Raw genomic sequence first — 16246 nt, 5'->3', positions numbered from 1 at the left:
ATTATCTCGGTTTTGTTAATTCTAGAAAATGGTATAAGATTTGTGCAGTTAACCCCCATATAACATAATCGTTATAGTAATAGAAATATTGTGGAATCTGATGAACTCGCTTACTGTACCGTTCTTTATTTGCGATAACGTCCAATGGGAAATTCTCACTAGGCTGAAATTGAAGCTGTATATCATATCGTTCTGGCTTGTTTTCGTATAAATAAGAAAGTGGGACGATAAATACATGGTCGACCTCTTCATGATTTGGTTTTAGATGTGATAAATCATGAATATAGCCGACAAAAGGATAAATAACTCCACGAAATGGTGTTACGAGTACATCAAGAGGAGCAACAATTTCTAGTGCATTTGCCGGAATTCCAATTTCCTCAGTTAATTCACGAATCGCTGCATGCTGAGGTGAACCATCCTTAGCATCAATTCTTCCACCAGGAAAACAAATTTCACCGGGCTGCTTATGTAAAGAATGAGAGCGAACCTCAAATAATATACCTAACTCATCATTATTTAGAACAAGTGGTAGCACAACAGCAGATTGTCGTTGCTCACTCTGTCCAAGAATACCAGGCTCTCGTCCCTTTAATAGGTTGAAAATATGTTCCATACGACACTCCTTTCATCATAATCATAACGTAGTTGTACATACTATATGTAACATTTCCGAAAAGGAAGGGATGGAAATGAACAAAAAACAAGTGGAACATCTCTTATCCCAAATAAACACCATGGAATCTTCATTAACGAAAGAAGTTGCAGAAAAAATAAGAAACGTAAAAGAAATGATAGGTGATTCAGATTTTACAAGTGTGAGTCATTCACATGTCGTTACACATCCAGCTACAGAAAGCGTTCAAACCGAAAATATTGAAACGACATTACTTGCATTATACGAGGACGTTGAAAAATTGGCTAGAGAAACGAAAGATGAACCAATTTCGAATTTAGTAACAACACTTCAGCATGTTTTAGAGATTGAAGAAAAGGATGGATACTTCCCGTAAAATAGACAAAACCCCCCATTCATTTCTTCCATAACCTAATTATTTTGTAAGAAGAATTAACAAAGTTAATGTCATTTAATGATGACTACGTTACATTAGAGACAGGAAAGGTCTTAGACCGAGCTTCCAAAAAAGTTCTCTCTACTCTCCCCCATTGTTGTCGCAGTAGCGACGTTAGCCGAGCATATTGCTTGGCTTTTTTTGTTGGTTTAATTTAAAACAAGGATTTACATCTTCTTACAGCACTCATATTGTATACTTCTTTCTTCCTTATGGGGAAGATAACGAAGAAGAAAGAAATTATTATAAGGAGATGAAAACATGAGAAAAATGCTAAAACTGTTTCTTTGCAGTTTGATGTTGTTAGGATTTGCCGGGTTTGGACATGCAGCAGAAGAAACAGAGAGCCTTGTCCGAATTATTCATGCTTCCCCAGATGCTCCTCCACTAGATGTTTATGCAAATGATGAACGTATCATCCAGGGGTTAGATTATTCAGATGTTAGCGAATATTTTCTCGTTCCTCCATCTACTCATAAGCTAGAAATTAAACCAGCTGATGATGAGAGTACCGTTCTTATTAGTGAGGAGATTCTCGTTGAAGAGGGAACTAATTATACATTAGCTGCTGTCGGTCATCTTGAAACTATCCAGCTAGCAACGATGACAGATGATCAGGAAACGCTAGAAGGAAAAACAAAGATTCGCTTAGCTCATTTCTCCCCTGATGCCTCCGCTCTCGAGCTTGCAACACCGATTGGAAATGAATTATTCCAAGAAGTAACGTTCACCGAAGTAACTGATTATATGGAATTAGATGCAGGGTTACACGATTTTGAATTGCATATTGCGGGTACGGATGACGCCGTTGTTGAGATTTATGATCTGGATATGAAAGAAGGGGCTGTTTTTACTGCTTTTGTTATGGGGTTGGTCAATGGTGTTCCCGAGCTTGAGGTCATTCTTCTTACAGATTATATGCCAATGCCAAACGATATCCCGAAGACTGGTCTTGGTGGGGCATCCCCAGTCCAATAAAAAGATGAGTCGATTCATTTTTGGGATTGTTATCTTGACGTCATTCCTTTCGGTGAATACAGTTAACGCAGAACCGAGTCAAACAGGAGTAGAACCCATTTTATTAAAAATCCCCTCATTAAACATTGAAGCACCGGTGGAGGCTTTAGGAAGACAAGAACTTACCAACATTCCTCCTGATGGAGAAAAAGTATTTTGGTACAAAGATGGAGTGAATCCAGGTGGCAGAGGAAGTGCAGTAATCGCTGGTCATTTTGATGATTATACAGGACCGGCAATCTTTTATTCATTAAAGCACATCAAGCCTGGTGATATGGTTTATATTATCGACCGTCGTTATCAATTGTTAATGTTTCAGGTGGATGAAGTAACTTCCTATCGAAGAGAAGAAGCTCCATTGCAGGAAGTATATCAAGTAACTGGCCCCTCCTCGTTAACGCTCGTAACATGTGAAGGGTACTATAATCGAGAACAACAAACACATACACATCGGCTTGTCGTTAAAGCGAAGCGTGTTGGAAGCTATCATCATTTTGTCCCGTTAACCGAGCGAGTCCAATAGGGCTTGTTCGGTTTTATTTAATAGAAACCGTGTATTGACTTCGAACATAAGATATAATAGGAGTAGAAAATCATCAATTTATGTCGATTGTTCATGAAAAATAGTGTAACATCTAAAACAAGTAAAAATTGTTTGGAAGGTAAGGGGAAGCACGATGGACGTTCAGTCTAAAGAAAAAGATATGTTGATGTTACTTGAGGAACTCGTTAATATTGACAGTGGCTCCTATCAAAAAAAAGGGATTGACAAAGTAGGAAGCATATTACGTAAAAGATTTGAAACTCTTGGCTATGATATAAAAGAAATTGAACAAAGAAAACGGGGCAATCATTTAATTATTAGCCACCCTAAAGTTACGATGCCTTCAATTTTAATTGTTGCGCATATGGATACCGTTTTTCCAGAAGGAACAGCTGAAAAACGGCCATTTAAAATCGAAGGGAATCGGGCATACGGACCAGGAGTCATAGATATGAAAGCAAGTCTTGTGGCCGTTCTTTACGCGCTTGAAACATTAAGAGAGCAAGGTGATTCATCGTACAAGCATGTGAAGGTGTTACTAACAACAGATGAGGAAATTGGTTCAATCACATCTCGCTCATTAATTGAACAGGAAGCAAGAGGAATGTCTTATGTACTTGTCATGGAGCCTGCTAGAAAAGATGGCTCCGTTGTTACAGAACGTCGTGGAAACGGCCGCTTTACGTTAAAGGTAAGGGGACGAGCTGCCCATTCTGGAATTGAACCGGAAAAAGGCCGTAGTGCGATTGAGGAGCTTGCCCATAAAATTGTAAAGCTTTATGAGTTAAATGATCATGAACATGGGGTATCTATTAATGTTGGAATTATTGAAGGTGGTGCCGCTGTCAATACTGTGTCTTCACGAGCGGTAGGGCATATTGATGTTCGTGTCGCAACACAGGAGCAAGCAGAGGAATTAGCTCATAAAATTGAAGAGGTATGCGCATCATCGGATGTAAGAGGGACCATTATAGAATTAACCGGAGACATTAACCGACCACCGATGATTAAAGATGAAAAAATTTCCGAGCTATTTCACATTGTTCAAAATGTTGGAAAAGAGCTTGGCTTAACAATAAAAGATACAAAAACAGGTGGAGGCTCCGATGCGTCATTTACTGCAGCTCTTGGCATCCCAACAATTGATGGGTTAGGACCAGTTGGAGGTAATGCCCACAGTGAAAAAGAGTACTTAGAAATACCATCGTTTACCGAACGAACATTACTTCTGGCTAAAGTGATTCAACGTTTAGTTCAAATTCAAGATAATAAGGCTTACGCAGGGGCGTAAGTCTTTTCTTGTTATCGCAGTACTATATTTTTATTAATGCTTATGAACATTCTTGAATAACATAAACCATAGTTAAAGGAAAGGAGGGGCTAGCGTGACAAGTCCATGAGTAGTACCTAAATGGGAAGTCGAGTTCGATTTCCATGATAATCGGGTAGTGACTCAAACTCCAGCAAATAAACGAGAGGTTGTCTTAACATTCGATGATGGACCTAGTCGCTATTTACCTGAAATCCTTGATATTTTATTAGACGAAAAGGTACCCGCTCATTTTTTTTGGCAGACACGTTTGCTTCATCATAAACGTCCCTGGCAACGGGTACTTGAAGAAGGACATCGAATTGGAACACATTCACATCGTCATCGTAATTTAAAGAATGCCTCTTTCGAAACGCAATATCAAGATATTAGTAAAAGTAAACAATTGATTGAGAGATTAACAAACACTGAAGTATGCTGGTTTCGTCCTCCTTTTGGTCAATATAACGAACATACGCTTGAAGTATGTAAACAATTGAACCTTATCCCTGTACTATGGTCCGTTCATTCCTTTGACTGGGAGAATGAGAGCCAATCTAATGATATTATTAGGCATGTCTTAAAACAACTTCATGATGGAGCCATCATTCTTTTACACGAGCGAAAAGTAACAGTCGATGCATTGTCTTCTCTTATTAAACAAATGAAAGAAAAAGGTTACCAGTTTAAAACGTTATCGTAACCAAACGCGCTTCATCTTCGGTTGAAGCGCGTTTGGTTGTGTAAAAGAATGTAAAATCTTTTTCATATGTACAGACACAGCCAAGCCCAAGCTTACATAAGGATGAATATAGACATATTTGGGGGTGAGATCGTGTCCGGAATCTTAGCAACCATTTCGTATTTAATTAAAGAAGTGATTCTTTTCGTATCATATGTCAAAAACAACGCGTTTCCACAGCCACTTAAGAAAGATGAGGAACGTAAATACTTAAAGCTCATGCAAGAAGGCGACGAAGAGGCACGAAACCGACTAATCGAGCATAACTTACGCCTTGTCGCCCATATTGTTAAGAAATTTGAAAATACAAGAGAAGATACAGAAGACCTAATCTCGATTGGAACAATCGGTTTAATTAAAGCTATCGAAAGCTATTCAGAAGGCAAAGGGACAAAACTGGCAACTTATGCAGCACGTTGTATTGAAAATGAAATTCTTATGCACCTAAGAGCACTTAAAAAGGTTAAAAAGGATGTCTCCCTTCACGATCCGATTGGAACAGATAAGGAAGGAAATGAGATCACACTCATCGATGTACTACAGGAAGAAGCTGATGACATCGTGGATGTTATCCACACAAAAATGGAAAAAAAGCAAATTTACGAGTTTATTCATGTGTTAGATGAGCGTGAAAAGGAAGTCGTTATTGCTCGTTTTGGGCTTGAAAATCTTGAGGAGCGTACACAGCGTGAAATTGCGAAGGAACTTGGAATTTCAAGAAGCTATGTGTCACGAATTGAAAAGCGTGCGCTAATGAAACTGTTTCATGAATTTTACAAACAAAGTCAGGGAAAAAAATAAGAACAAAGAGCAACGGCTTCGATCGTTGCTCTTAACATGTGCTTATCTTCTTGTGAAAATTATGAATAAGGTATTGACACAAGCAATGAAGAGGAGTAAATTCTCTATATCTACTAAATATTTACCTTTAAGTCGCTTAATCAAATTTTGAGCGGGGGAACCAGATTCGACGATTAAACCATCGTCTTGGGGTGAATCTTACTAAGTAAGAGGGGATACTCTCAAATTCCTAATCCGACAGCTAACCTCGTCAGCGTTAAGGGAGAAAGGTCGCATTTGGCCATTCTTTGTGATGGTCATTTTTTATTGAGCGGATTCGGATTGGAAGATGGTTTTCAAATAAAGGAGTGGAAAAAGGATGGCAGATAAAAAGAAACAGTTTGCCGTGATCGGTTTAGGTCGGTTTGGTGGAAGTGTTTGTAGAGAACTATACAACATGGGACATGAAGTGTTAGCCATTGATGTGAGTGATGAAAAGGTGAATGAATTTACAGCCTTTGCAACTCATGCTGTTATTGCAGATGCCACTGATGAGAAGGCGCTACAATCATTAGGTATACGTAATTTTGATTTTGTTATTGTTGCAATTGGTGATAATATTCAGTCGAGTATTTTAACTACCCTAGTATTAAAGGAGATGGAAGTACCCCAAGTGTGGGTAAAGGCACAAAATGCATACCATCATAAAGTGCTCGATAAAATCGGGGCAGACCGAATTATTCACCCAGAACAAGATATGGGAATACGAATTGCACAACATTTAACGTCGGAAAAAATCGTTGATTATATTGAGCTCTCTGATGAGTATAGTATCGTTGAATTGTTAGCAACGAAGAAGGTAGACAACCGTTCATTAATTGACCTCAATGTTCGTGCGAAATATGGCTGTACGATTTTAGCAATTAAACGAGGAGAAGATGTGAACGTCTCTCCAGTTCCTGATGAAATTATTTACCAAAATGATTTACTCATCGTCATCGGTCATAAAAACGACTTAAAGCGTTTTGAAGACGAGGGATTATAATAATGTCAATCGGAAATAAATCATTGCTTCACCGAAGAATTCAAATGTCGCCGCCACAAATTTTAGCATTAAGTTTTCTAATTGCGATTATAATCGGTACGTGTTTATTAAAATTACCGATTGCAGCAACGGTACCGATTCGCTGGCTTGATGCATTATTTACTGCTACATCGGCTACGACTGTAACTGGACTTGTCGTCTTAGATACGGGGACTGACTTAACTATCTTTGGTCAAATTGTGATTATGTGCTTAATGCAAATTGGTGGTTTAGGGTTAATGACGTTCGCGGTTCTAATCGTTCTTGTTCTCGGTAAAAAAATAGGTTTAAAGGAAAGAATGCTCGTACAAGAAGCATTCAATCAAACATCAATTGGCGGTGTTATCCGGCTTGTAAAGATTCTATTAATCTTTACGATTGTCATGGAATCAATTGCAGTAATTATATTATCCTTAAGATGGATCCCAGAGTATGGTTGGGCTTTTGGGATATATACGAGTATTTTTCATTCCATTTCTGCCTTTAATAATGCTGGTTTTTCGTTATGGTCCGATAGTTTAATGGGCTATGTAGGAGATCCTGTGATCAACATCATCATTACTTTTTTATTTATTGTAGGCGGTATCGGCTTTACTGTATTGGCTGATTTATGGAATACGAAAAAGTTCCATCGATTATCACTGCATACGAAATTGATGATTGTTGGAACGCTTATTTTAAACAGTATTGCGATGCTGTTTATTTTTGCTTTAGAGTACACAAATCCTGCTACATTAGCATCATTAAATGTTGGAGATAAGCTTTGGGCTTCCTATTTTCAAGCTGTAACACCACGAACAGCAGGTTTTAATTCTCTCGATATTGGGAGTATGAACCCGGGTTCGATTGTTTTTATGCTCTTATTAATGTTTATAGGAGCTGGGAGTGCCTCAACGGGAAGCGGGATTAAGTTAACAACATTTATAGTTATTGTCATGGCCGTATGGACTTTTTTAAGAGGTAGAACTGAAACGGTTGTGTTTGAACGAACGATTAAACATCATTTAATCGTTAGATCATTAGCGATAGGCGTGATAAGTTTATTATTAGTGTTTATTGGGATTTTTACTTTAACGATAACGGAAAGGAACGCCCCATTTATGATGATTGTATTTGAAGTTTTCTCAGCCTTTGGGACAGTAGGATTATCAATGGGGTTAACAGGAGACTTATCGGATATTGGTAAGGAAATTATTATCGTTTTAATGTTTCTTGGTAGGATTGGACCATTAACGTTTGCGTTTTCTTTAGCGAAAGCACAAAAATCAATGATTCGTTATCCTGAGGGCGAAGTGTTTACAGGCTAAAATAACTTTAAAGTAGGAGGAAAAATCTTTTTCAAAAATTTAAATAATGTCTTTTTAAGTAGTGAAACCGTACGATTTATCGTACGGTTTTTGCATGGAGGTGTCCCAAACGGTAGTTTTTTTACCTTTTGGGACACCTCTTTTTGCGTGCAAGCTTTTTTTAAAATTGAAAAATGATGAATAGCGCCTAATAGCAGGCGCCCTCACATAACAGGGATTACCTATACCGTCTTGCTCCAAAAATAATGAGCAAAATGACAATGATGACAATGAGGGCAAAGAAAAAGCCGCTACCATGTCGACGAGGTACTGGAGGAGGACAATAATAGCCGTATCCACCGTACCAAGGACCGAAGTAACCCATAGTGACACCACCTTTCAAGGAGGTTTACTACAGGATATGCATAGGGATCTGTTGATGGACTAGGTAAGTGCGGAATATGAACGGAATCGAAATTGGATAAAGGATTAACCTTACTAAACTCTCCTGTTATAATAATAAAAAAAGAAGGAGTCGTTTAATGAAAAAAAATATTATTGTTACTGTACCGATTCCAGAAGATGTTCAGACGTATTTACAACAGTATTGTGAGATTAAAAAGCTGCATCCGAGAGCTGAGGACCTTCACCTTCATTTGCCCAAGGCTGAAGGTTTACTCACGAGTGGACTTGCGATAAATGATTCTTTGTTGGATAACGCACCACAATTAAAGGTAGTTAGTAATAAATCAGTTGGCTATAATAATTTCGATATTAACGCGATGAAGAAAAGAGAGGTGATTGGAACGCATACACCTTTCGTGTTGGATAATACTGTTGCTGATTTAGTTTTAGGTTTAATGCTATCTGTTGCAAGGAGAATTCCCGAACTTGATCAGTATGTAAAACAGGGGCTGTGGACGAAAAGCATTGACCAGCAGCTGTTTGGTACTGATGTACATGGAGCAACACTAGGAATGATTGGTATGGGGAGAATTGGTGAGGTGATTGCTAAACGAGCCATCCATGGTTTTAATATGAACACCATTTATTACAATCGCAATCGAAAAGAAGAGGTAGAAAAAGAGTTAGGCGTTAAGTATAGACAATTGGATGAATTACTTCAGTCTGCCGATTTTGTCGTATTAATGACACCATTAACAAAGGATACCTATCAGTTTTTTGGAAAAAAACAGTTTTCCTTAATGAAAGGGTCTGCTTTCTTTATAAATGCCTCAAGAGGGGCGACTGTAGATGAACCAGCACTGATTGAAGCGCTTGAGACAGGTCAAATTCGTGGGGCAGGCTTAGATGTCTTTGAAAAGGAGCCGGTTGATGTAACAAACCCATTACTAAAGATGGAACAAGTTGTGACGTTGCCTCATATCGGGTCGGCTACCTTAAAAACGCGAGAGGAAATGGCGTGGCTTGCTGCTCGTAATCTCGTACATGCTTTAACGGGGAAAGGGAGCGTCTATCGGGTTGTATAAATATGAATAAAAAAAGGAGTAGGTGATATTGATATCACTACTCCCTTTTTTTATTTTGTTTCATCAAGCCATGTTTTTACTTCGTCCCAATGCTCTTGCTCTTGAGAGCCAAAAGCTTCATCTGCAGATTCCATCTTGCTTAGTAAGATTTCAAGACTTTCTTTCTCCACTTCTTCAATGAGTGGGAAGTTTGCTTGGTCTTGATTGGATAGTAGGACATGTAAGCTTTCTTCAGGGTTCGCTTTTGTTTCCTCGTATCCTTTAACAGCAGCACGCCAAAAGGCATCAACAAGGTCGCTATTTTCATTCATCATCGTCTCATTTGTAATTAACACAAGCTCATAATAGGAAGGGACACCGAACTCTTCCGGATTAAAATAAGAGATGTCGTATCCTTCATGTTTAAGTACTGGATACTCGTGGTTGATATAGGCACCGATAATCGCATCAGCACGTTCACTAGTAATGGCAGCTCCAAGTTCAAAGCCAACATCGATCATATCAACTTTTGAGAAATCACCGCCATCTGATTCAACCATTGTTTTTAAAATGGCTTCATTTAACGGAATTCCAGGGTAACCAACCGTTTTACCTTCTAAATCAGCTGGTCGCGTATAGCCTTTCTCCGTTAAAAACATAACATGATTTAACGGGGAGCGAACAATCGGAGCGACACTTGCTAATGGTAATCCTTGCTCTTGAGCTAAAAGAATATCAGGCTGGTAGCTTAAAGCGAAATCATTTGCACCAGATGCAGTAAGATTAATAGGATCAGTTGGATTTGCTGGAAATACTAGCTTCACATCTAGCCCTTCTTCTGCAAAATAACCGTTCTCAATTGCTACATATAAAAAAGTATGGACCGCATTTGGGTACCAATCGAGCATAACCTCGACTTCAGTTAATTCTTGATTTTCATCAACGTTCGGAACTTCAGTTGGTGTATCAGTTGCTTCATCCACATTAGGAGACTGAGTTCCTTCTTCCGCTTCGTTTGAATTACATGCTGCCATAATGAATAACAGCAAGCTTAACAATACCAAACCTTTTAATATTTTCATTTTGTCTTCCTCCATCGTAGTAAATAAATTTCAATTGCTTTTATAAGTAAAAATCCAATGACCCCAATAAGAGATAGCCAAACGATCGGGGCAAACACACCAGGTCCATCATATTGATTCATCATTCGCCGACTAAAGTAGCCAAGACCTGCATTTGCTCCAAGCCATTCTCCAATTGCTGCACCGATTACACTTAATGTAATAGCGACCTTCATCCCTGACAAAAAGGAAGGGAGGGCTGAAGGGATATAAAGCTTTTTAAACGTATCAAATCGATTTGCTTGCATCGTCCGAAATAATTCTCTTAATTCAAGTGGTGTTGCTTTTAATCCATCAAAGGTATTTACCGTAATCGGAAAAAAGGTTATCAAAATCGTTACGACAACTTTACTCCAAATGGAATAGCCGAACCATAGAACAAAAATCGGAGCTAAGGCAATAATCGGAATTGTTTGAGACATTACAAGAATCGGATAAATACTTTGTTCTAGAATGCGACTCTTATGCATGAAAATCGCTAGTAAAACACCTAGAATAGTAGAAAGCCCTAACCCGATAACAATAATTGTAAGTGTCGCAGGTAAATGAACATAAAACAAAATATCATGTAGATCGACCATTTTAAAATAAATCGCAACGGGGCTAGGAAATAAATAAGGCTTTTCGATTAAGCGTGCTATGGCTTCCCAACTAATAAGAAAGCATACACTAAGCAAAAACGGTGCGAAATAAGTTAGTTTTCTCCTCATTGCTTCACCTTATTTCTTAAATGTTCTAAAATTTGCTGCTTTATATCAAACAGCCCACCCGCAATTAATCTAGGTCGTTCATCAGTAATGCTATAAGTGACAAATTCATTTAAGGGTGATTCGTTAAAAAGAAAAATTCGATCAGAAAGTATCAGTGCTTCATCTATATCATGAGTTACAAACAGTATCGTCATATCAAGTCGTTTCCATATCGAGAGTAGCCATTCTTGCATCGACAATCTTGTCATTGCATCTAAGGCACTAAATGGTTCATCAAGCAGTAAAACTTCGCGACCGCTAAGCATCGCTCTTAAAAAGGATACTCGTTGTCTCATTCCCCCAGATAGCTGATGAGGATACTGGTGCTCAGTTCCTGCTAATCCAAAATCAGAAAAATAGGAGAATGCCTTTTCCCGAGCTGCTTTCTTTTTCAATCCATGAAGTTCTAATGGAAGTGCCGCATTTTCAACGACCGTTCTCCAATCTAAGAGAAGATCTTGCTGTGGCATATAGCCAACTGCATTTTTTATATGTTGAAGTGGTGAGCCATTTAACAAAATAGAACCGCTATTAGGCTGTTCTAGCTTTGTTAGCAACCGGAAAATCGTACTTTTTCCTGCTCCACTTGGCGCTAAAATAGAGATGAATTCCCCCTTGTGGACGCTAAAACTTACATTTTTTAAAATAGGTGGTTTTGCTTCTTCATATGTAAAGGTCACACCGTTAAAAGTGACAGCTTGATTATTCATCAAAAGGCCACATCGCTTGGTGATAGGACATATCCCAGAACATATATTCAAAGCGACTGGTGTTAAGGAAAATGTCCTCTAGCTGTTTAAGCTCTTCTTCGGTTTTTCCTTCTGCTAAGGCATCAAGAAGCTCAATTAACCATGTTGCTAGTTCACCAAATTCTTCTGATTGGTACATGGTAACCCATTCACCGTAAAGCTCATGCTCCATAGCCCCAGGGATTTGGCTTAATTCCTTCCCAATTTCATAATAACTCCATGAGCAGGGAAGGACTGCGGCTATAAGCTCAGCAAGTGAACCACGTTGTGCGAGATTAAGCATGTAACTGCTATATGCGAGTGTCGTTGATGCTGGCTGGGTTTCTTCTAATTCTTCCTTTGTAATTCCAAGACGTTCTGCATAAGCTCGGTGTAGAGCCATCTCTTCGTTTAATGTAGCATCTAATAGCTTTGCAAAAGTTGACATTGTTTGTAAATCTGGAGCCTTTAAGCTTCCTAAAGCAAACAATCGTGCAAAATCAATAAGATAAACATAATCTTGGCGCATAAAAAATTTAAATTTCTCCAAATCAAGCGTTCCATTGCCGATACCTTGAACAAAAGGGTGGTTGTGGCTTTTTTCCCATATCGGTTTCGCTTTCTCATGCAATCGTTGTGAAAAGCTCATATTATCCTTCCTCCTTTTTACTATTACACCACTCGTATATGAATTGTACGAGGGTTTTGGTATATGTAATGAGTTCGTCAATAGAGAGTTGTTCATTCACTGCATGGGCATGTTCGAGCTTCCCAGGTCCATAAATGACCGTCGGAATACCAGCATCTCCTAACCAACCTCCATCTGTTACAGTAGAAGACATACTAATTTCTGCACGTTCTTCAAAAACTTCTTCATGAACATGGGTCAGAAGTTGTAAACCAGGCCAATCACGATCAAGCGCTAATGATGGAAACACTTCTCCACGCTCTTCAATCATCGAGGTCCCTCCCCACCGAAATAGAGGTGGATGCTCTCTGAGCCATGGGTCGGCAGTGGCAACAGCAAGTAAATGCTCTTCAATCTCCTTCGTTACGGACTCATACGATTCGTTTGGGTAAAAATGAACCGTAATCCATAGTGAGCATTCATCGGCAATGAAAGCAGCATGCCTGCCACCTTCAATGACAGCAGGGTTAATCGTATTCATCCCAGCAGGAAAACCTGGATATGTCTTCGTAACAGCCCAATGGCGCTCTAGTTCCTGTAAGCCGGTGATCAGCTTTGCCATCTTTTCAATGGCACTTGCCCCATGAATGCCACCACCCGCATGAATCATTTGTCTTCTAGTCCCATCATGATGAGTTTGTGGGCTTTTAACCGTTACCCAACCAGTAATGACACCACCTTGTCCTTGGATGGCACAGTGACTAGTATCAGCAACAATAGCAAAATCAGCTTTATACCCTCGATCACAACATTGCTTTGTACCAGCTTCCCCTACCTCTTCACCGATGACAGATTGAAGAATAACATCTCCTTTCAGTCTAATTCCATTCTCATGAAGAAGTTTTAAAGCAAACAGACATGCAGCCATACCACCCTTCATGTCGGCTACACCACGGCCATATATGGTGTTTTCTTTTACAACAGCCTGAAATGGCGGGGAATTCCAAGGCTCATTTTCTTCAATTGAAGCTACATCGATGTGACCATTTAATATTAAACTGTGGTAATTATCAGAATCAGTACCTTTTAAAGTTCCAACGACATTCGGATCATTTGGATAGACATCCCATTTGTCTACTGTGTAACCAATCTCCTTTAAGTACGAAGCGATATATTCTTGAGCCTCATTTGTATTTCTAGCAGGAGGACTAGGGGTTTGGAATGAAACAAGAGTAGAAAGTAGCTCGACTAGCTCCTTTTCCCTTTCTTCAATACTCTCGAGTAATTTTGGATTCATATTGTAACTCCTTTTAACAAATATAAAACCCACTTCAGAAAGCAGAAGTGGGTAAAAGTGTATAAGATATCGTAAAGGCAAAAAGAAAATGAACTATCTCTTGGTGCTTTTCGTCTATCCACTTCCCTCCGCTAGCATTATCTAGTTCAGGTAATAGGGTTAAGGATTATCATGTCCTCTCTCAGCTATAAAGCACCCCTAGTGGTTAATCATTATGGAATTATGTATCCTTATGTCAAACTACCACAAATCTTACTAGAAATCAATTCAGAAATATAATGTTGCTGCATCGTCAGTTAGTAATGGAAACAATTTAAAAGTTAAAAAGAAGCGATGGGCTTGTCCCTCGCTTCTTACAATGACATCTTAGTTTACAGCGTCTTTCAACTGTTTACCTGGCTTAAATGCAGGGTTTTTTGTTGCAGGAATTTCAATTTCTTGTCCAGTTTGTGGGTTACGACCTTTACGTGCAGAACGCTCGCGAACTTCAAAACTACCAAAACCAACTAGTTGAACTTTACCGCCTTCAACTAATGCGTTTGTAATACTATCAAAAACAGCGTCAACTGCCTTTGAAGCATCTTTTTTAGAGAGGTCAGTTTGCTCAGATACTGCATTGATTAAATCTGTCTTGTTCATGAAAAAAACTCCCTTTCATACCTTGTTTAGAAATTCATCTTCTCTCTGAGAAGATGTTCATTCTCGGATTTTAGTTTTCGTCTTACTAATGACAAGTAAAAATAACCTGCAATTCAAATTTACTCATTAAGCCCAGTCGTGTCAATACTTTCAGGGGAAATTAAAGCATTTTAAGCCAAATTTTTCACGTTTTCCGTCATTTCTTCGTCAAAATTAATGATTTTCCCTCAACATTAGTCAATTTGTGTAAAATATATAATGATGGATGTGAGACATTTATGGGGCAAATCACTACATCTTTTTTATTCGAAATAAGCTGATCATTAATATAGAGAGAAGCATTGTCACAAACATAAAAATATAATTTGGAACATACTCCACCATTAAGATGTTTAAAGTGAGAATACATCCGGCCGCTGTTATCGGTAAACCGATGAAGTAACCGTCGCTCTCTATTACATTAAAACGAGCCAAACGAATTGCGCTACATGAAATGAATAATATTGCAAAAAAGGCGCCTATAAATCCAAACTCAAATAGAACTGCTTGATAGATAATAAGTGCGGGTGCAACCCCAAATGATACAAGGTCACTTAATGAATCTAATTGTTTTCCAAATTCGGAAGAGATATTTAATCGTCTTGCAGCAGCTCCATCGAGTCGATCGCATACCGCTGCAATGGTAATAAAGAATAACCCCATTCGTAACTCATTTTGAATAATAAATATGATTGCAAAAGTCCCTAATGCTAAATTAATGATCGTTAAGGCATTTGCAATTTGTCCTTTCATCTTTTTTACAGTATGATCTAATTGGTGTAAAAGGAACATAATGTTCACTCCTTATCAAATTCGAACTAATTTGGCTACCTTAAATAATAATCATACCATAGGATGAAAAGTTGCACTAGATAAGGATAGCGTCGCAAACTACAATGTTGGAGGTATCATGATTAAGAAACTTTTATTTCGTTCTTTCGTTGAATTAAGCAATCATCGTATTCAGTCTGTACTACTAAAGGCATTTGCTACATCTAAAATAAGTAAACCGCTCATTCCGCTATTTGTGAATACCTTTAAATTGAATGAAGAAGAAATGGGGCGTTCGATTCGTGAATATGGTAGTCTTCACGAACTATTTATACGGCAGCTAAAGCCCGGATGTCGCCCAATAGAAAGTGATACAAACTCATTCATCAGTCCGGTTGATGGGGTGTTGGCTGACTTTGGAAAAATTAAAGATAACGTCCGTTTTAGCGTCAAGGGACAAGAGTACTCTGTTTCAGAGATGTTAGGATCAAAAAGTGCAGCGAAAACATATGAAGAAGGCCTGTTTCTTATCCTGTACTTAAGTCCAAGTCATTATCATCGTATTCATAGCCCAATTTCTGGAGAGGTATTAAAGCAGTGGACGTTAGGAGGGCGCTCCTACCCTGTTAATGAGTTAGGAATGACATTAGGAAGAAGACCCTTATCTCGCAATTATCGGGTCATTACAGAAATGTTGAGTAGGGGGAAAAAGCTGGCAGTTGTTAAGGTAGGAGCGATGAACGTTAATACGATTGAATTAACTCATCAAACGAAAAGCTTAAATAAAGGAGAAGAGATTGGTTATTTCTCCTTCGGTTCTACAGTGGTCCTATTAATAGAAAAAGGATTAGTTTCGCTTGATGAACAAAAGACCCCTCGGGAATTTAAAATGGGGGAAAAGCTTGGAACATTTATTCAATAAAAAGGAGTTAACTGAAAGATGAAAACATCTTTCAAGTTAACTCCTTTT

The 16246-nt window shown here is 38.6% G+C and carries 19 protein-coding genes and 2 riboswitches; of the genes, 10 read left to right on the top strand and 9 right to left on the bottom strand.

Annotated elements, in window-relative coordinates:
- Position 1 precedes the first annotated feature (1 nt).
- Positions 2–616, bottom strand: a complete 615-nt coding sequence (locus B1R93_RS03505; protein ID WP_088102578.1) for an NUDIX hydrolase — start codon at positions 614–616, stop codon at positions 2–4.
- A gap of 76 nt (positions 617–692) precedes the next feature.
- On the opposite strand from B1R93_RS03505, the gene B1R93_RS03500 reads away from it, so the two are divergent.
- From B1R93_RS03500 to B1R93_RS03465, 8 genes are all read left to right on the top strand, one after another.
- Positions 693–1013, top strand: coding sequence for a hypothetical protein (locus B1R93_RS03500; RefSeq protein ID WP_088102577.1), 321 nt, complete (start codon positions 693–695; stop codon positions 1011–1013).
- A gap of 321 nt (positions 1014–1334) precedes the next feature.
- Positions 1335–2051 carry a DUF4397 domain-containing protein gene (locus tag B1R93_RS03495; RefSeq protein ID WP_088102576.1) on the top strand — a complete coding sequence of 239 codons (717 nt, stop codon included), beginning with the start codon at positions 1335–1337 and terminating at the stop codon, positions 2049–2051.
- Positions 2052–2085: 34 nt separating this feature from the next.
- Entirely contained in the window at positions 2086–2613 is a 528-nt protein-coding gene (locus B1R93_RS03490; RefSeq protein WP_165763713.1) for a class F sortase, read from the top strand.
- Between the two features lie 154 nt (positions 2614–2767).
- Positions 2768–3925 carry a M20 family metallopeptidase gene (locus B1R93_RS03485; protein WP_088102574.1) on the top strand — a complete coding sequence of 386 codons (1158 nt, stop codon included), beginning with the start codon at positions 2768–2770 and terminating at the stop codon, positions 3923–3925.
- A gap of 157 nt (positions 3926–4082) precedes the next feature.
- The gene (locus tag B1R93_RS03480) at positions 4083–4646 is read left to right on the top strand and encodes a polysaccharide deacetylase family protein (protein WP_088102573.1); all 564 of its coding nucleotides are present in this window, start codon (positions 4083–4085) and stop codon (positions 4644–4646) included.
- Between the two features lie 132 nt (positions 4647–4778).
- Positions 4779–5486, top strand: a complete 708-nt coding sequence (gene sigK / locus B1R93_RS03475) for an RNA polymerase sporulation sigma factor SigK (protein WP_088102572.1) — start codon at positions 4779–4781, stop codon at positions 5484–5486.
- Between the two features lie 123 nt (positions 5487–5609).
- Positions 5610–5756, top strand: a riboswitch (cyclic di-AMP (ydaO/yuaA leader).
- A gap of 88 nt (positions 5757–5844) precedes the next feature.
- Positions 5845–6510 (top strand): potassium channel family protein, encoded by a 666-nt coding sequence (locus B1R93_RS03470; protein WP_088102571.1) that lies wholly within the window; start codon positions 5845–5847, stop codon positions 6508–6510.
- A gap of 2 nt (positions 6511–6512) precedes the next feature.
- Positions 6513–7856: a TrkH family potassium uptake protein gene (locus B1R93_RS03465; RefSeq protein ID WP_088102570.1), complete on the top strand. Its 1344-nt coding sequence runs from the start codon at positions 6513–6515 to the stop codon at positions 7854–7856.
- Between the two features lie 217 nt (positions 7857–8073).
- Here B1R93_RS03465 and B1R93_RS22890 read toward each other — a convergent pair whose 3' ends face one another.
- Positions 8074–8220 (bottom strand): hypothetical protein, encoded by a 147-nt coding sequence (locus tag B1R93_RS22890; RefSeq protein WP_165763712.1) that lies wholly within the window; start codon positions 8218–8220, stop codon positions 8074–8076.
- Between the two features lie 157 nt (positions 8221–8377).
- Here B1R93_RS22890 and B1R93_RS03460 point away from each other — a divergent pair, with 157 nt between their 5' ends.
- Entirely contained in the window at positions 8378–9325 is a 948-nt protein-coding gene (locus B1R93_RS03460; protein ID WP_088102569.1) for a 2-hydroxyacid dehydrogenase, read from the top strand.
- A 50-nt stretch (positions 9326–9375) separates the two neighbouring features.
- Here B1R93_RS03460 and B1R93_RS03455 read toward each other — a convergent pair whose 3' ends face one another.
- From B1R93_RS03455 to pssA, 7 genes are all read right to left on the bottom strand, one after another.
- Positions 9376–10386: an ABC transporter substrate-binding protein gene (locus B1R93_RS03455; protein ID WP_088102568.1), complete on the bottom strand. Its 1011-nt coding sequence runs from the start codon at positions 10384–10386 to the stop codon at positions 9376–9378.
- The gene (locus B1R93_RS03450; RefSeq protein ID WP_088102567.1) at positions 10383–11135 is read right to left on the bottom strand and encodes an ABC transporter permease; all 753 of its coding nucleotides are present in this window, start codon (positions 11133–11135) and stop codon (positions 10383–10385) included. Before B1R93_RS03450 ends, B1R93_RS03455 begins: the two co-directional genes overlap by 4 nt.
- A complete protein-coding gene (locus B1R93_RS03445; RefSeq protein ID WP_088102566.1) occupies positions 11132–11884 on the bottom strand; it encodes an ABC transporter ATP-binding protein in 753 nt (250 codons plus the stop codon). Before B1R93_RS03445 ends, B1R93_RS03450 begins: the two co-directional genes overlap by 4 nt.
- On the bottom strand, positions 11877–12551 hold the full coding sequence (gene tenA / locus B1R93_RS03440; RefSeq protein ID WP_088102565.1) for a thiaminase II: 675 nt from the start codon (positions 12549–12551) through the stop codon (positions 11877–11879). The genes B1R93_RS03445 and tenA overlap by 8 nt, the downstream gene beginning before the upstream one ends.
- Before the next feature lies 1 nt (position 12552).
- Positions 12553–13827 (bottom strand): acetylornithine deacetylase, encoded by a 1275-nt coding sequence (locus B1R93_RS03435; RefSeq protein WP_088102564.1) that lies wholly within the window; start codon positions 13825–13827, stop codon positions 12553–12555.
- A gap of 106 nt (positions 13828–13933) precedes the next feature.
- Positions 13934–14037: riboswitch (TPP riboswitch) on the bottom strand.
- A 156-nt stretch (positions 14038–14193) separates the two neighbouring features.
- Positions 14194–14466: an HU family DNA-binding protein gene (locus B1R93_RS03430; RefSeq protein WP_088102563.1), complete on the bottom strand. Its 273-nt coding sequence runs from the start codon at positions 14464–14466 to the stop codon at positions 14194–14196.
- Between the two features lie 291 nt (positions 14467–14757).
- Positions 14758–15297 (bottom strand): CDP-diacylglycerol--serine O-phosphatidyltransferase, encoded by a 540-nt coding sequence (pssA, locus tag B1R93_RS03425; RefSeq protein ID WP_088102562.1) that lies wholly within the window; start codon positions 15295–15297, stop codon positions 14758–14760.
- A 121-nt stretch (positions 15298–15418) separates the two neighbouring features.
- On the opposite strand from pssA, the gene B1R93_RS03420 reads away from it, so the two are divergent.
- Positions 15419–16198, top strand: coding sequence for a phosphatidylserine decarboxylase (locus B1R93_RS03420; protein ID WP_088103391.1), 780 nt, complete (start codon positions 15419–15421; stop codon positions 16196–16198).
- Positions 16199–16246 lie beyond the last annotated feature (48 nt).

This window comes from Halalkalibacter urbisdiaboli (assembly GCF_002156385.1).
In the GTDB taxonomy this organism is placed as follows: domain Bacteria; phylum Bacillota; class Bacilli; order Bacillales; family Bacillaceae_D; genus Halalkalibacter_A; species Halalkalibacter_A urbisdiaboli.
This window is presented reverse-complemented; position numbering and strand designations above follow the sequence as displayed.

Bases quoted from the DNA above. Each gene is read 5' to 3' on its own strand.
- B1R93_RS03485 (WP_088102574.1), top strand. From the start codon at position 2,768: ATGGACGTTCAGTCTAAAGAAAAAGATATGTTGATGTTACTTGAGGAA.
- B1R93_RS03495 (WP_088102576.1), top strand. From the start codon at position 1,335: ATGAGAAAAATGCTAAAACTGTTTCTTTGCAGTTTGATGTTGTTAGGA.
- B1R93_RS03455 (WP_088102568.1), bottom strand. From the start codon at position 10,386: ATGAAAATATTAAAAGGTTTGGTATTGTTAAGCTTGCTGTTATTCATT.
- B1R93_RS03430 (WP_088102563.1), bottom strand. From the start codon at position 14,466: ATGAACAAGACAGATTTAATCAATGCAGTATCTGAGCAAACTGACCTC.
- B1R93_RS03505 (WP_088102578.1), bottom strand. From the start codon at position 616: ATGGAACATATTTTCAACCTATTAAAGGGACGAGAGCCTGGTATTCTT.
- B1R93_RS03445 (WP_088102566.1), bottom strand. From the start codon at position 11,884: ATGAATAATCAAGCTGTCACTTTTAACGGTGTGACCTTTACATATGAA.
- tenA (WP_088102565.1), bottom strand. From the start codon at position 12,551: ATGAGCTTTTCACAACGATTGCATGAGAAAGCGAAACCGATATGGGAA.
- B1R93_RS03460 (WP_088102569.1), top strand. From the start codon at position 8,378: ATGAAAAAAAATATTATTGTTACTGTACCGATTCCAGAAGATGTTCAG.
- B1R93_RS03450 (WP_088102567.1), bottom strand. From the start codon at position 11,135: ATGAGGAGAAAACTAACTTATTTCGCACCGTTTTTGCTTAGTGTATGC.
- B1R93_RS03465 (WP_088102570.1), top strand. From the start codon at position 6,513: ATGTCAATCGGAAATAAATCATTGCTTCACCGAAGAATTCAAATGTCG.
- pssA (WP_088102562.1), bottom strand. From the start codon at position 15,297: ATGTTCCTTTTACACCAATTAGATCATACTGTAAAAAAGATGAAAGGA.
- B1R93_RS03500 (WP_088102577.1), top strand. From the start codon at position 693: ATGAACAAAAAACAAGTGGAACATCTCTTATCCCAAATAAACACCATG.
- B1R93_RS03470 (WP_088102571.1), top strand. From the start codon at position 5,845: ATGGCAGATAAAAAGAAACAGTTTGCCGTGATCGGTTTAGGTCGGTTT.
- B1R93_RS22890 (WP_165763712.1), bottom strand. From the start codon at position 8,220: ATGGGTTACTTCGGTCCTTGGTACGGTGGATACGGCTATTATTGTCCT.
- B1R93_RS03435 (WP_088102564.1), bottom strand. From the start codon at position 13,827: ATGAATCCAAAATTACTCGAGAGTATTGAAGAAAGGGAAAAGGAGCTA.